The following is a 13,850-nucleotide window of genomic DNA, read 5'->3' as shown; positions in this document are numbered from 1 at the left end:
ATTCTACTATAATCCAGCTGCTTTAAGATTTTTATAAAAATGTGGCATTGGTCGCAATCACTTTTTGATACCAAGCGAAGCTATCTTTTTTATACCGTTGACGGCTGCCATTTCCTTCATTATCTAAATCGACATAAACAAAGCCATAACGTTTTTTCATTTCTCCTGTACCTGCACTGATCAAATCAATGCACCCCCAAGTCGTATAACCGATCAAATCCACCCCGTCTTTTACTGCTTCAGCCATCTGCTCAATATGGCTGCGAAAGTACTCAATACGATAAGGGTCATGAATAGCTCCCTCAACCAACTCATCTTCCACGCCTAAACCATTTTCAACAACAAATAATGGGAGTTGATAGCGTTGGTAGATTTCATTGATGGTAATCCTAAATCCTAATGGATCGATTTGTCTACCCCAACCGGCATCTTTTAAATAAGGATTTCTAACACTTGCCATCGCATTGCCTTCGATAAGATTCTTTCTTAATTCACTATCTACCGTTTCCAAACGACTAGTATAATAACTAAATGCTACAAAATCTACCGTATTTTCAGCTAGGAGCGCGGCCTCATCTTTTGAAACCGTCAATTGAATGTCCTGTTCTTCAAAATAACGTTGTGCAAAATAAGGATAACGTCCATTGACCTGAACATCAATAAAAAAATACTGCTCTCTACTTCGCTCTATAGCTGCTTGAATATCTTTGGGATTACACGTATACGGATACACGCTGCCTGCTGCCAACATGCAACCAATTTGCATATTCGGATTGAGTTCTTTTGCTAGTTTTGTTGCTTCAGCAGAGGCAAGTAATTGGTGATGTGCCGCCTGGAAAATCGTCCCTTTGTCCAGCTTTTTACCACTTTTTACAATTCCGCCTGCTAAAAATGGATTACGTAAAATCATATTGATTTCATTGAATGTGATCCAATACCTGACTTTTTTATGGAATCGTTCAAAAATAACCTTGCAATATCTTTTATAAAATAAAATTAGTTGCTTATTTTGCCAGCCACCATATTTTTGAGCTAAGTTCAATGGCGTATCAAAGTGATTGATCGTTACAAGCAGCTCAATATCATATTTTAAACATTCTTCAAAGACTGCATCATAAAATGCCAATCCCGCCTCATTTGGCTCTGCCTCATCGCCATTTGGGAAAATCCTCGGCCAACTGATCGATGTGCGTAAACATTTGATGCCTAATTCAGCCAATAAACGAATATCTTCTTTGTAACGATGATAAAAGTCAATTGATTGATGACTTGGATAATAATCGAATGTTTGTTCCATAACACTACTAGGATCTTTTAAGCCGCGCTTCCGTTCAGCTCCTACTGGCAAAATATCAATAATCGATTGCCCTTTTCCATTTTCTAAATAAGCTCCTTCTGATTGATTAGCAGCTAATGCGCCGCCCCATAAAAAGTCTTCTTTAAACTTCTGCAACTGAATCCCTCACTTTTTCCGTTTCTTCTTCTATTTCTATCTCCATTTGTTTTTCCTCAACCATCGCTTGCTTATCTGCAGCTTTAAAAAATGGAAACCATAAAATAATTTGAACAACAATCAGTACAGCCTGCACAATTAAAATCGGCAAACCGCCTTCTAACCAGCCGTATGCTAAAGCCGGTGTTCCAAGTGGCAGCTGAATGCCTCTTAATGTTTCGATCACATGAAATACTTGCAATAAATAAGGGATCACAAACATTATGATTGGCCCTAAAACAAAAGGAATAAAAAAAATCGTATTCAAAACCATCGGAATTCCGAAAATAACTGGTTCATTGATGCCAAAAAATGTGGCTGGTAGTGCCATTCTTCCTAGTTTTTTATAACGATCGCTTTTGGCTGTGAAAGCCATCAGAATTGCCAATCCTAATAATGCACCGGACCCACCTAAATTGGCATAGGTACCGTAATGTTGATATGTGATTGCATTTGGTAACTGTTCACCTGCTTCAAAAGCAGTTAGATTCATCAAACTTAACGGAATAAAAACCGTTTGTAAAATAGGTCGAATGATCATATACCCATGGATTCCAAAGAACCATAAGAGTTGAGCCACAATAATTAAAATGATAAATGACCATGGACTATTTCCTAATGATTGTAATGGTCCACCTAAAATAGTGTAAATAAAGTTATTGGCATCCCCATATGAAGTCATTTCAAAGCCAAAACGAACACAGGAGAAAATACCTGTCAGAATAAAAGCTGGTGCAATAGAAGCAAACGATTTTGCAATCGTTGGTGGAACACTTTCCGGCATTTTAATAATAATTCCTCGTTTAACCACGGCACAATAGATAATGGGAATAATGATTCCTAAAAGAATCCCCATAAACATTCCTTTTGCCCCTAAATATTCTGTTCCTAGAGCATTAGAAACCGAAATGATCTCGCCTGATTCTAATTGATGCGCTACTCCAGCTGGCAACAAAAGGAAAAATAGAACTAATGATATTAGCGCTGAAAAGAAGGCATCTTTTTTAAAGCCTAATTTTATTGTTAAATTGTAGGCTATAGCGCAAACCACATATAGTGCTATCAAATCGGTTGTGACTTTTGATGTATAGCCTAAAATAGTAGCTAAGTGTGTCACTTCTAAGAACTTCTGATACCACTCAAATTGCATACTGGATAACAACGTAAAAATAGCTCCCAGCATCGTGATTGGTAAAATCATTGAGAAACCGTCAGAAATGGCGCTCATGTATTTATTATTTTGAATTTTTATTGCGATGGGCATCAATCGGTTATTAATTATTTCTTCAATTTTATTCATTCATTTTTCTCCTCTATTTTTTGTAATCGATTACAAAAATAGAATATCACAGCATTTGCCTCATAATGTAGACAAGATTTGTACAATTTACAGAAGTGGTAACTTTTACATCTTTTGTAAATAACTCTTTCTTTGCATTCATATAAATTTTTTTTGCAAAAAAATAAAAAAAACTTTTTAAAACAGAATAAAAAATACTTCCATTTTAAAAAGTTTTCGGTTCTAACTAATTGTTTCAAAAAAATCCCTAATAACTAATTTTTTCACACTACACGTGACCTGTATTGCCGTAACCAAGTACTTCACACAATAGATCCAAAAATGTTAACATGCTTATCCCTCCAAAAAATTAGTTGATTCTAAAGGGATAATACCATACTATTATATAAAACTAGAACTATAATGCATAAACATAGAGGGGAAAAATATGAGAATCAAAGGAGACATCATCCGTTCAGTAAGAAAACAAAAAAAATTGTCGCAGGTTACTTTAGCCGCTGGAATTTGTACACAAGGAACTGTTAGTAATATAGAAAATAAAAATGTTTGTGACAGTCTTGAGATCCTTGACGCAATCTGTAAGAGATTAAACTTAAGTCTTGAGAGTGTATTAGATGATAATGATGAAAAAAAACTAACTTCATTATTGAATCACGTAGAAGATTTGTGTAATACATTTAAACATAAAGAAGCTCATTCACTTTTACAAGCAACATCGATCAATCCTGCTGATTTTCAAAACAAAGAGTTAGAAGTTCGCTGGCTATATTTTATGGGTATTACAAATTTGTTGGGCTACAACAATACAACAGATAGCTTATTTTATTTCTATCGTGCTGATGAACTTGGTGATCCTAATTCGATTTATGCGATTCTTTCCGTTAATAGCCTTGGGATTGTCTACGAAATGGCTAACGAATTGGCTAAAGCACAAGTTTATTATGAAAAATCGATCGATATGCTCAATAAAATGACCATCAAAATGCCTATCGAAGCAACGAAAATATTCTTTAATACAGCTAAATTTTATTCATTGATCAAACAGTATGATGCAGCTTATGATTTAGCGACAGGAGGAATGGCTTTAAACCGAACCTATCAATCGTTATATATGCTTGATCTTTTAGCCTATGAAGCAGCATTTAATGACTTTATGAAATCTCCAGATTTGTCAGCACCTGATTTTAAAAGTGCGAAGGTCTTTGCTGCTTTTAATGAAAATCACTCCTTGCTGTCAGTGATTGCAAACGATGAAAAAACATTAGTTCGTTAAAAAAAATCTGATCAACACTCCGCCAGTTGGACATGTAAGCCTACTGACGGAGTTTTTTTTAAAACGCACCCATTCGTTACAAATAAGGACCCTTTTAAAAAAGAGCTTCTCCACAGAACCCCTCACTGTTTTATCACAATAAAAATAATTGCGTATCATTTGAATAATATAAAACGACATGTTACATTTACCATTGTAAGCGCTACAAAAATACTTTTAGGAGGAATCACAATGAAAAACACAATGCTCAAAGCAGTCCTTACACTTGGTTTATTAGCAGGAGGTTTATCTCTTTCAACCACTGTCACCCATGCCCACGGATATGTTTCATCACCTGGAAGTCGTGCCTATTTTGGGAGCACTCAAGGTGGAAAAATAAATAAAAATGTTGGTCGTGCGGAGTGGGAACCTCAAAGTATCGAAGCAACTAAAAATATTTTTACACCAGGAAAATTAGCCAGTGCAGGTGTTAGCGGGTTTGAACCATTAGATGTTCAGACAACAGATCGCTGGTATAAATCAGATATTACAACCGGCCCTCTTGCAATCAATTGGACCTTGACTGCGCGTCACAGAACGTCTACATGGGATTACTATATGACAAAACAAGGTTGGAATCAAAATCAACCTTTAGATATCAAAAATTTTGACTTAATTGGACGTGTTGACGACAAAGCAGCGATCCCAGAAGCTTCTGTCAACCATACAATCACTGTTCCAAGCGATCGTATAGGCTATCATGTGATCTACGCTGTTTGGAATGTTTATGATACAACCAATGCGTTCTATCAAGCAATCGATGTCAACGTAAAATAAGGAATAAAACAAACCCAAAGGAGCCGTGCTTATGAAATTCAAACAATTTATTCCTGCCTTTTTAATCGTCTCAGGTATACTAACAGGCAACTTGTTAGTATCAACCCCCGTTGAAGCTGCGGATTCTGCCAGTGAAATGGTTAGTGTAGCAAATAAAAAAGTCCTTGTCGGCTATTGGCATAATTGGGCTTCTAAAGGTCGTGATGGCTATAAACAAGGAACTTCTGCCAACATTTCATTAGCAGAAGTGAATAAAGCCTATAATGTGGTGCCAGTTTCATTCATGAAAAGCGACGGTGCCAGTCGAATTCCAACATTTGCACCTTATAACAAAACAGACGCCGCCTTTCGTCAGGATGTCGCAGTCCTTAACGGTCAAGGACGTGCCGTTTTGCTTGCATTAGGGGGAGCAGATGCGCATATTCAATTAAAAACTGGTGATGAACAAGCTTTCGCTAATGAAATTATTCGACAAGTGGAAACCTATGGATTTGATGGATTGGATATCGATTTAGAGCAGTCAGCAATTACAGCTGGCGATAACCAAACCGTCATCCCGGCAGCTTTGAAAATTGTCAAGGAGTACTATAGAACACAAGGAAAAAATTTCATTATTACGATGGCACCGGAATTTCCTTATTTAAAACCAGGTGGAGCTTATGAAAAATACATTACTTCCTTAAATGGTTACTATGATTACATTGCCCCACAGTTATATAATCAAGGCGGCGATGGTGTTTGGGTGGATGAAATCAATAAATGGATTCCTCAAAGTAATGATGCTTTGAAATACGAGTTTCTTTATTATATGTCAGATTCAATGATCCATGGCACGCGGACATTCTTGAAGATTCCAAGCGACAAACTTGTTTTAGGTCTTCCTGCTAATGTTGACGGTGCCGGCAGCGGTTATGTGATCGATCCTACGGCTGTTTACAAAGCACTTGATCAGCTAGCTAAAGATGGTAATCCAATCAAAGGATTGATGACTTGGTCTGCTAACTGGGACGTTGGGACTAATGTAACTGGCGTGCCTTACAATAACGAATTTGCTACTCGTTATGCACGAATTTTACAATAATTAAATAAAGCTGAAATAGAAGCGTTTTACGCTCTTATTTCAGCTTTTTTCTGTCTCTTTATATTTCCCTGCTCATGTTGCTTTATTTCTCTTTCACACTACCTACCAATACCTTCCCGCTTTTTGAAACGTCAGTTGTCTTTTTGGTTCGGTAGACGCCCTCTTTTCTCAAATGATGATAGATTGTCGAGATAGAAATACCGCAACGCTTTGAAATTTCTTCTGTTGAAATGTCCGTATTGTGGTAAAGCTCAAGTGCTTCATTGACCTGATTAACAAGTGGTGGACGACCTAGAACGACACCATTTTTTTTAGCTGCACTCAAACCTGCCAGTACCCGCTCACGTATCAGTTCAGCCTCCATTTCTGCAAAAGCACCCATAATCGTAAAGAAGAAGCGTCCCATCGGTGTTGAGGTGTCAATATTATTTTCAATACTAACGAAATTGATATTTTGTTCGTTGAAGCGCTCTAATAAAACCAATAATTGTTTAGTTCCTCTAGCTAAGCGGTCTAATTTAAAAATAACAAACGTATCTCCCGGCTGCAAAATATTCAGTGCCTTATTCAGTTCATTGCGAAAACTTTTACGTCCACTTTCATATTCTTTGAAAATTTTATCAACACCATAATCTTCCAATGCTTGTTGTTGAGAATCAAACTTTTGATAATGTGTGCTGACACGCATATAACCAATAACTGCCATTCTATTTTCCCCCTTAGAGTTCCTCCAAAACCTGTAATCTATCGTCTATTTCTCATTTATTCGGTGACATTCATCGGATCGAAATAGATCGAATGATAATATCCTTCTAGTGCTAATAACTCTTTATGCGTCCCTTCTTCAACAATCCTACCTTGATCCATTACCAAAATACGATCGAAGTGTTTAATTGTATTCAAACGATGGGCCACAATAATACAAGTAAAGTCATAGGTCTTTAAACGATTCATGATGAAGTTTTCTGAAATATTATCTAACGAACTGGTCGGCTCATCCATCAATAATAGACTAGTTTCTTTGACCAATGCCCGAGCAATCGAAATCCGCTGCATTTGGCCGCCGGATAGGTTCATCCCGCCTTCTGAAATTTGGGTTTCTAGCCCTAAAGGTAAGTTCATAATGATTTCATCTACTCGTGAATCAAAAATCGCTTGTTCTACTCGTCCTTCGGGCGCTTCGGTCTGATTCAATACAATATTTTCATAGAGAGAAGCATTAAAAATCGTCGGCTTCTGATTGACGATACTGATACTGTTTTTCAGCGAGGCGTCATCGATTTGCTTTAAATCAACATCATTGAATTTAATCTGTCCTGAAGTCGTATCGTATAAGCCTGCCAACAATTTCAGTAAGGTACTCTTACCTGAACCACTCTTACCAACAATTGCTACTTTATCCCCACGCTCGATTTGAAATGAAACAGAATGAAGAATCTCTTCTTCAAAATAGCTGTATTTAAATGACACATCCTCAACGTTTACTGAATCGATTCCTGAGATTTTTTTTCCTTCGATCGCTAGTCGTGGATTGTCTTTCGCTTCTAAAATTTCATTTAGCTTGCCAAAATAAGAACGTAGTAACAAGAACTCAGTATAGGAATCAAAAACTGTTACGATTGGTGCAATAAAAGCGCCTGATAAAGCATTAAAACTAATTAGCTCGCCTAAAGTCACTTGTCCTTGTGTCACTTGAAATAGCCCTACATAAATCAACACAATCGGTAAAATAAATTGGATCGACGTTTGAATCGTTCTGACCCAAGTAGAAAACCGATTTTTCTCTGCCCGCAACATGATTTGATTTTTGAACTCGTTGCGCCATTTTGTATAAAATTGCTGCTCAGAGCCAGATGATTTCACCGTCTCCATTCCTTCAAATAATTCCACCAAAATGCGCTGAACCTTTGATTGAGCAATCAATTCTTTGTTGGTGATACTTTGCACTCGTTTGGAGTTGACGACTGATATGGCTCCCATCGTAAATGCCCCAAAAATAGCAATCAGCGTTAATTTCAGTGACAAGTTGACCATTAAAATCAAATAGATAAACACGAAGAGAAAATCGACTGAAATCGTCAACATTCGTTGACTCATAATTTGTTGAATGATTACACTCAGGTTCGCTCGAAAAATCAAATCACCCGTTGAACGATTAACAAAAAAGCGCAGTGGTAAATGAATGATTTTTTTCATGAAGACCTTCATCAGTGTTAAATCAAACAAGTTTTCCAGTACAATCAACACAAGTCCTCTAGCCACCTGTAGCAAATAATAGGCAATAAAAAGAATCACGATCGTTGACCCAATTTGAACGATATTTGTCACAGCAACAGCAGAATTATCAATAATCGTTTGTGTCAATCTTGGAATAGCGATTGTCACCATTTGGATTAAAAGAGTTAAAGCAATAAACATGGCTACCTTCGCTCTTTGATTGTTTAAAATCTCTTTTAGAATCGACCAAGTGGCATTCTTTTTTTTCTTTCTTTGCGTGATCGTAACATCGACATCTGTTAAAATCAGCGCAATATTTGAAAAACTAGCTTCAAACTCGGCTCTTTTTATTTTTTTCCGACCGCTTGCAGGATCAAGAATAGTTGCTTCTTTAGCGGTTAGTCTTTCTAGAACGATATAATGACGTTCTTCCCAAAAACAAATCGTCGGCGTGGTCAGTTCCTCTAAAATATCTAAGTCCAAGACTCGAATAGCTTTCGTTTCGATGCCACGATCCGTTAAGATTTGATTTAGATTCGTCAGCGTATTGCCTCCTTTAGGTACGCCATAGACATCGCGCAGGTGATTCAGCGTGACATTGTCATCATAATAGTTCAAGACCATCGTTGTACAAGCTAGTCCGCATTCACTATGCTCACTTTGTTCAGTGAATGGTACTTTCTTTGTCAATAGTATCCCCCCTTACTCTTCTGGTAGCGCCAACGTTAATAAATCTGCTGCTTGGTTTGCATCATGAATGCGGATAAGCTGATGACCGATACCAGATAAGCCTGTAAACAAACCATATTTAGGAATGGTTGGCAGTCCTTCAAAGGTATAGTTACCTTCAATAATCTTCTGATAGGCTTTTTGAACTTTTGCTTGAATCTGCTCTTTTTGTTCTTTAGTGGCTAAAGTCGTTTTTCTGTATTCAATCAAGAATTCCAAATCTCCAAAATTTCCGTGGCATAAACAATCATCTCTTTTTTCCTGATTGATCAATCGTTGTGCTGCAATTTGCACTTCTTCAGCTAATCGCGGATCTTCAAACCCACTATTCAATAGATCCAAATAAGCCAAACCAATCCCTGTTGATCCATAACACCATAAATCATTGACCATTGGAATCATCGGACGCAGGTCTAACCAACCATTTTGACTAGGATCGAACGTTGTTCTTTCTTTTACTAAGCAGGTTTTGATCAGCTGCTTGATTTCGGGATCTTTCTCAATTTTGAATAAACTATTTGCACCATGAATCACACCTGAATAACCATGTGCAAAACCGCCTTGAGTGATCTTTTCAAGATCTAAATCGACTAATAACTGTTTAGCAAAAGTCAGATAATCCGTTTTATCCGTCAACTGATACAGATGGATAAAGACTTTCACGATTGAAGCCGTCCCGCCATTCCAATCATAGCTTTCTATGGTTTCTTGCTCATATCGGCCCATGTATTTTTCTGCAATGGATTCGGCTGCTGTTAATAACTTGGGATCATGATTATATTTATAGGTATATAGCAGTGGATAAACCGCTGCAAAGGAGCCATAAAATGCTGAAATACTATCCACATAGTCTGCTTCAAGCTTCAAGACTAAGGCTTCTGCCAGCTCATAAGGTTTTTGAAATTGTTTATCCCCAGTAATATGATATAACTCACTAAAATACAAATACATTCCCGTAATACCGTCATAAAAGTTTTCATTCATGACATTCACAACATAATTATCAGGAGAGGTTTCTTCAATATCCTTCCAAGCAATCGAATCTTCCCCAATAAAGGCAGCTTCAAGTACTGCTTCTCCCACAGCTACAGCGCCATCTAAGAAGCTCACTTGAGGGACTTGCTCTTTTAACGGAATTGTTTTTTCTTGCAAATCTGTTGAGTGATATAAACCAAATGACGTTTTCAGATAATCCAGTTGCTGTTCTTCTTCTTCTTTTGAAAAATTCTTCAATCGCAAAACCTCAAGGTCAATCGCCGTTTCTTGATACATTCTGGTGATTATCTCGCCTTGACTAGCCATTAAAGCTTTTGTACTTGTCGGATTAAAGAAAATCGGTACATCATGCTGCAGCATATCCCTTACTTCATAAGGCACAGGTTCTGAATTAGAATAGCCATGCATCCATAAATTTTCAAATAGTTTTTCCCGCTCGATATAATCGACCATACAACTAGGATGTGTTGAGTAATCCAATAGATCACCATAGCTTTGGGTTGTTTTTATCACGTTGCGGACGAGACAATCTGAAAAGGTCTTTTCCGCTAAAAACGCTAATGTTTCTCTGTTTTGCATAGCAAACGCTGAAAATTCTTTAAAACCTGCGATGATCGTGTCAATATATGGGACAAAATCAACCTTTTCACCATTAAACATCGGAATGTTTTCTGCTGCATCTGTAATGTGCTCTTGATATTTAAATTGCATATTGATCGAATCAAAGTTGATGAGCTTCAACACTTTATAAGGTAATTTTTGCTCGCCACCGCTAAGCGCACTTAGCTGGATCCCCTTGGTTGTTCCTTCAACATCGGCTTCCGCCCGTTCTTCAAACAAGTAAATTGGCACTAAACCACTCATGACGACGGATTCACCATTTTCCTGGATCACCTTAACGATCGCATTTTCGCCGTCCGGCATTGGAAAATGATTTTGAATAATTGTTTCTAAATCAATCAAAACAGGATATTTTCCAAAAGCCAACACATTTTCTAAGTGAAAATCATTACCATTCAACAAATAAACTAATGCGATCGTTTGGCCAAACTGACGATAGTAATGATTGACATCTTCTTGTGATAAACATTCAGAATAAATCAAGCATTCTTCAAACGTATACTTTTCCTTAACGATTTTTGTTGTCAAATAAAAGTCAAAGATTGGATTCATTGCATTGATTTCTTGAATAAATTGGTCAAAACGTGCTCCAATCACTAAATTTTTTGGTTTAAATACGACATTGATCTCGTCACTTAAGGTTAAAATCGCTACTGATTTGCCTTTATCATGAGAATCTCCTGCGCCCATCTTTAAGCCCGTCAAACAAATTGGCTTCGCTACTTGAAAAACTTTGTTGAGTTCCGTTTCACTTTCAGCAAGTGCTTGAAGCAACTCACGAAAGTTTGCTAGCTGAAAATCGACTGTTTCAGCATAAAGTCTAGTCAATACTGGGTATTGATCGAAAAATGACACTAGCTTCTCTTGTGAATCAAAGCGTGTTATTAAGTATTGACGAAAGCCTTCTTTCTCATCTAGTGATTCTGAGAAAGGCAGTTTTTCTTTTTCTACATGCAAATCATAAACAAATGTCCGCAATCCGATATCCATAAAACGATTGATCACTTCACCTAAATATTCTGTCATCGCCGTTATCTGGATTATAATAGTTGGAAACTCTGCAATGATTTGCTCTAATTGTTTTTCTAAATAATCAATATGCAAACGTAAGGCATAGGTGAAATTCGCTTTGCTTTCATCAAAAACATCCGCAACTAAGTGATCTTCTTGCGATAAGATCACTTTCGTCGTTTTCATCCATTGCTCTTCGGAAATTGCTGTTGCAATATACTCTTTTTCATCGGACGTCAATTCTTTGATTGCTAAGTCAAATCCTTCTTCTGTCAACTTTAATGAATCCAAAATCTCTTTAAAGCGTTCATCCGTCACAGTTGTGGGACGTTTACGCCATTTTTTATAATTTTCAAGTTGATCATCAGCATAAGTTATACGGTTTTTGGAGTAATATTCTTTTAAAATATCATATCGTTGTCGGATTGATGTCGCCTTTGCCAAATTTTTAAAACTCATGTCAAGCTCCTTTTATACGTTTATTTATGTAAAATTTCTGTGATTAAAAACAAGTGCTAGACAAGTTTCCTATCAAGAGGAACTCGTCTAGCAACTCGCTTATTTTAGATTACCAACCGCAACATCTTGAAGAGCAGCAGCTATAGCTACATCTTGTAGAGTAACAGCTACTTGATGATGATGAAGATGATGATGAAGACCAGCTCCAACCATAGCTTCCTTGTACTTTATTCATTTCTTCTGGTGTTAATTCCTCAAAAGATTTCCCAACTTTTTGTTCAGCTTGTTTGTTCATAGTGTGTTTTCCTCCTAAATGATTTTTTCGACAATAAAATGTGCACTTTTATTCCCATTTATTTAAAATAGATCATTCATTAAATAATCTATTTCAAAACAATTTTTCTTTTCACTTCATTCGCTTAGATTTCTAATTTAATAATAGTGAATTTGTTTGCTTCGATCTTGAAGCTTGTTGGTTTAGCAGTAGTTCTGTAGCCTTTTTCAGCAGGTTCAATCGTATACTCTCCTGGTAATAAATAGATGCTGATTTGACCAAAGGCATTCGTCACAACTGTCGTTTCAAAAGCGGCTCCTTTAGTGCTCGTAATAGTGTATTCCAAACCTTTTAAGACTTGTTTTGTATCACTACTTGAAAGATAAACTAAGGCACGGCCTTGCTCTTGTTTTGGTTTATTATAAAAGACTGCTTCTGTAATTGTTTCTGCAACAATTGTTTTGTTTTGAACTGCTGCATCAATTTCATAGCCGTCTGGGGCTTTTGTTTCAGTAATCGTCACTTCACCAACAGGTAGATCTGGGAAGAATAATTCACCCTGGGTATCTGTAGTTCCTTTATGAACATTCCCTGCTGAATCAGTTACTTCAAATTCAGCATTTGGTAAGACATTGGTCGTTTCAAAACCATCTTCGTCTTTTGCATATTTCGTGATTTTTAAACTGCCCAAGTTTTCTTTTTTGATATTTGCATGTCTAACTTCGGCTACTTTTCCTGATTCAACCGATACTTCATAGAAAGTTGAATCTTGTTCGTAGCCAGGCGGTGCTTCGATTTCGATTACATAGTATTTGCCAGGTTGTAAATCAGTTAAAAGAATTTCTCCATTGCTGTCTGTCGTATACGTACCTATTAGCTGAGTATTGCTGTCATACACCTCAAACACAGCTTCTGGTAAATAGATGATTGGATCTGAATCTTTCACATATTTAATGACTTTTAAAGATCCTGTCGCAGGCAGCTCTATTTCTTTATTAATTACATCGATTGAAGCTTTGCCATTGGGATCCGTTTTAGATAAGGTAATAAATTTTGGTGTAGTATCTAATTCATAGCCTTCTGGGGCCTTTGTCTCGATCAATTTATAAGTACCATAGGGTAAATCAGTTAATTGACCAATGCCATTTGCTGCTGTTGTGATTTTTCCAACTAGTTGATCTTCTGAGTTATAGACATCAAATTCAGCTCCAGCTAAGAAAGCGCCAGTTTCGTCTTTCTTCACTACTTCAAGATCTCCTGTTGTTTTTTCCAGCTTATTCGTAACAGTTATGCTAACCACACCATTTGGATCATCTTTGGAAATAACAATCGTTTTAGGTGTTGTATCTAGTTCATAGCCTTCTGGGGCTTTTGTTTCAATCAATTGATAGGTACCAAGAGGCAGATCTTTCAACGTAGCCATTCCGTTTTCATCTGTTGTCATATTCCCAACAACCTTGCCATTGGCATCACGAACTTCAAACTCTGCTCCTGCTAAGAGTTGCTTGCCCGATTCATCTTCTTTGATTACTTCAAGTGAACCCGTAACAACTTTTTCTTTGTTTATTACTGTGATACTTA

The 13,850-nt window shown here is 37.0% G+C and carries 10 protein-coding genes; 3 read left to right on the top strand and 7 right to left on the bottom strand.

Annotated features, from left to right (window positions below; genetic code table 11):
* Positions 1–31: 31 nt before the first annotated feature.
* The gene (locus RV15_RS10435; protein WP_071877993.1) at positions 32–1,453 is read right to left on the bottom strand and encodes a 6-phospho-beta-glucosidase; all 1,422 of its coding nucleotides are present in this window, start codon (positions 1,451–1,453) and stop codon (positions 32–34) included.
* Positions 1,440–2,792, bottom strand: a complete 1,353-nt coding sequence (locus RV15_RS10430; RefSeq protein WP_071877992.1) for a PTS sugar transporter subunit IIC — start codon at positions 2,790–2,792, stop codon at positions 1,440–1,442. Before RV15_RS10430 ends, RV15_RS10435 begins: the two co-directional genes overlap by 14 nt.
* A 427-nt stretch (positions 2,793–3,219) precedes the next feature.
* Here RV15_RS10430 and RV15_RS10425 point away from each other — a divergent pair, with 427 nt between their 5' ends.
* From RV15_RS10425 to RV15_RS10415, 3 genes are all read left to right on the top strand, one after another.
* A complete protein-coding gene (locus RV15_RS10425; protein WP_071877991.1) occupies positions 3,220–4,065 on the top strand; it encodes a helix-turn-helix domain-containing protein in 846 nt (281 codons plus the stop codon).
* Positions 4,066–4,296: 231 nt separating this feature from the next.
* Positions 4,297–4,881 carry a lytic polysaccharide monooxygenase gene (locus RV15_RS10420; RefSeq protein ID WP_071877990.1) on the top strand — a complete coding sequence of 195 codons (585 nt, stop codon included), beginning with the start codon at positions 4,297–4,299 and terminating at the stop codon, positions 4,879–4,881.
* Between the two features lie 31 nt (positions 4,882–4,912).
* Positions 4,913–5,962 (top strand): chitinase, encoded by a 1,050-nt coding sequence (locus RV15_RS10415; RefSeq protein WP_071877989.1) that lies wholly within the window; start codon positions 4,913–4,915, stop codon positions 5,960–5,962.
* 82 nt (positions 5,963–6,044) lie between these two features.
* Here RV15_RS10415 and RV15_RS10410 read toward each other — a convergent pair whose 3' ends face one another.
* The 5 genes from RV15_RS10410 to RV15_RS10395 form a co-directional block, all read right to left on the bottom strand.
* Entirely contained in the window at positions 6,045–6,668 is a 624-nt protein-coding gene (locus RV15_RS10410) for a recombinase family protein (RefSeq protein WP_071877988.1), read from the bottom strand.
* Between the two features lie 56 nt (positions 6,669–6,724).
* Entirely contained in the window at positions 6,725–8,869 is a 2,145-nt protein-coding gene (locus RV15_RS10405) for a peptidase domain-containing ABC transporter (RefSeq protein WP_071877987.1), read from the bottom strand.
* A 12-nt stretch (positions 8,870–8,881) separates the two neighbouring features.
* Positions 8,882–11,995, bottom strand: coding sequence for a type 2 lanthipeptide synthetase LanM (gene lanM / locus RV15_RS10400; protein WP_071877986.1), 3,114 nt, complete (start codon positions 11,993–11,995; stop codon positions 8,882–8,884).
* A 109-nt stretch (positions 11,996–12,104) separates the two neighbouring features.
* The gene (locus tag RV15_RS18620) at positions 12,105–12,290 is read right to left on the bottom strand and encodes a serine-rich class II lanthipeptide (RefSeq protein ID WP_139243016.1); all 186 of its coding nucleotides are present in this window, start codon (positions 12,288–12,290) and stop codon (positions 12,105–12,107) included.
* A 124-nt stretch (positions 12,291–12,414) separates the two neighbouring features.
* The coding region (locus RV15_RS10395; protein WP_281246835.1) for an MSCRAMM family protein at positions 12,415–13,850 on the bottom strand (1,436 nt) is incomplete at its 5' end.

Origin of the sequence: Enterococcus silesiacus (genome assembly GCF_001886225.1) — a bacterium.
GTDB lineage: Bacteria > Bacillota > Bacilli > Lactobacillales > Enterococcaceae > Enterococcus_L > Enterococcus_L silesiacus.
The sequence above is the reverse complement of the archived record's forward strand: the minus strand, read 5'-3'. Positions and strand labels throughout refer to the sequence as shown.

What these genes read in the sequence shown, in the direction of transcription:
- RV15_RS10430 (WP_071877992.1), bottom strand. Translation starts at nt 2,792, where the DNA reads ATGAATAAAATTGAAGAAATAATTAATAACCGATTGATGCCCATCGCA.
- RV15_RS10425 (WP_071877991.1), top strand. Translation starts at nt 3,220, where the DNA reads ATGAGAATCAAAGGAGACATCATCCGTTCAGTAAGAAAACAAAAAAAA.
- RV15_RS10420 (WP_071877990.1), top strand. Translation starts at nt 4,297, where the DNA reads ATGAAAAACACAATGCTCAAAGCAGTCCTTACACTTGGTTTATTAGCA.
- RV15_RS10415 (WP_071877989.1), top strand. Translation starts at nt 4,913, where the DNA reads ATGAAATTCAAACAATTTATTCCTGCCTTTTTAATCGTCTCAGGTATA.
- RV15_RS10410 (WP_071877988.1), bottom strand. Translation starts at nt 6,668, where the DNA reads ATGGCAGTTATTGGTTATATGCGTGTCAGCACACATTATCAAAAGTTT.
- lanM (WP_071877986.1), bottom strand. Translation starts at nt 11,995, where the DNA reads ATGAGTTTTAAAAATTTGGCAAAGGCGACATCAATCCGACAACGATAT.
- RV15_RS18620 (WP_139243016.1), bottom strand. Translation starts at nt 12,290, where the DNA reads ATGAACAAACAAGCTGAACAAAAAGTTGGGAAATCTTTTGAGGAATTA.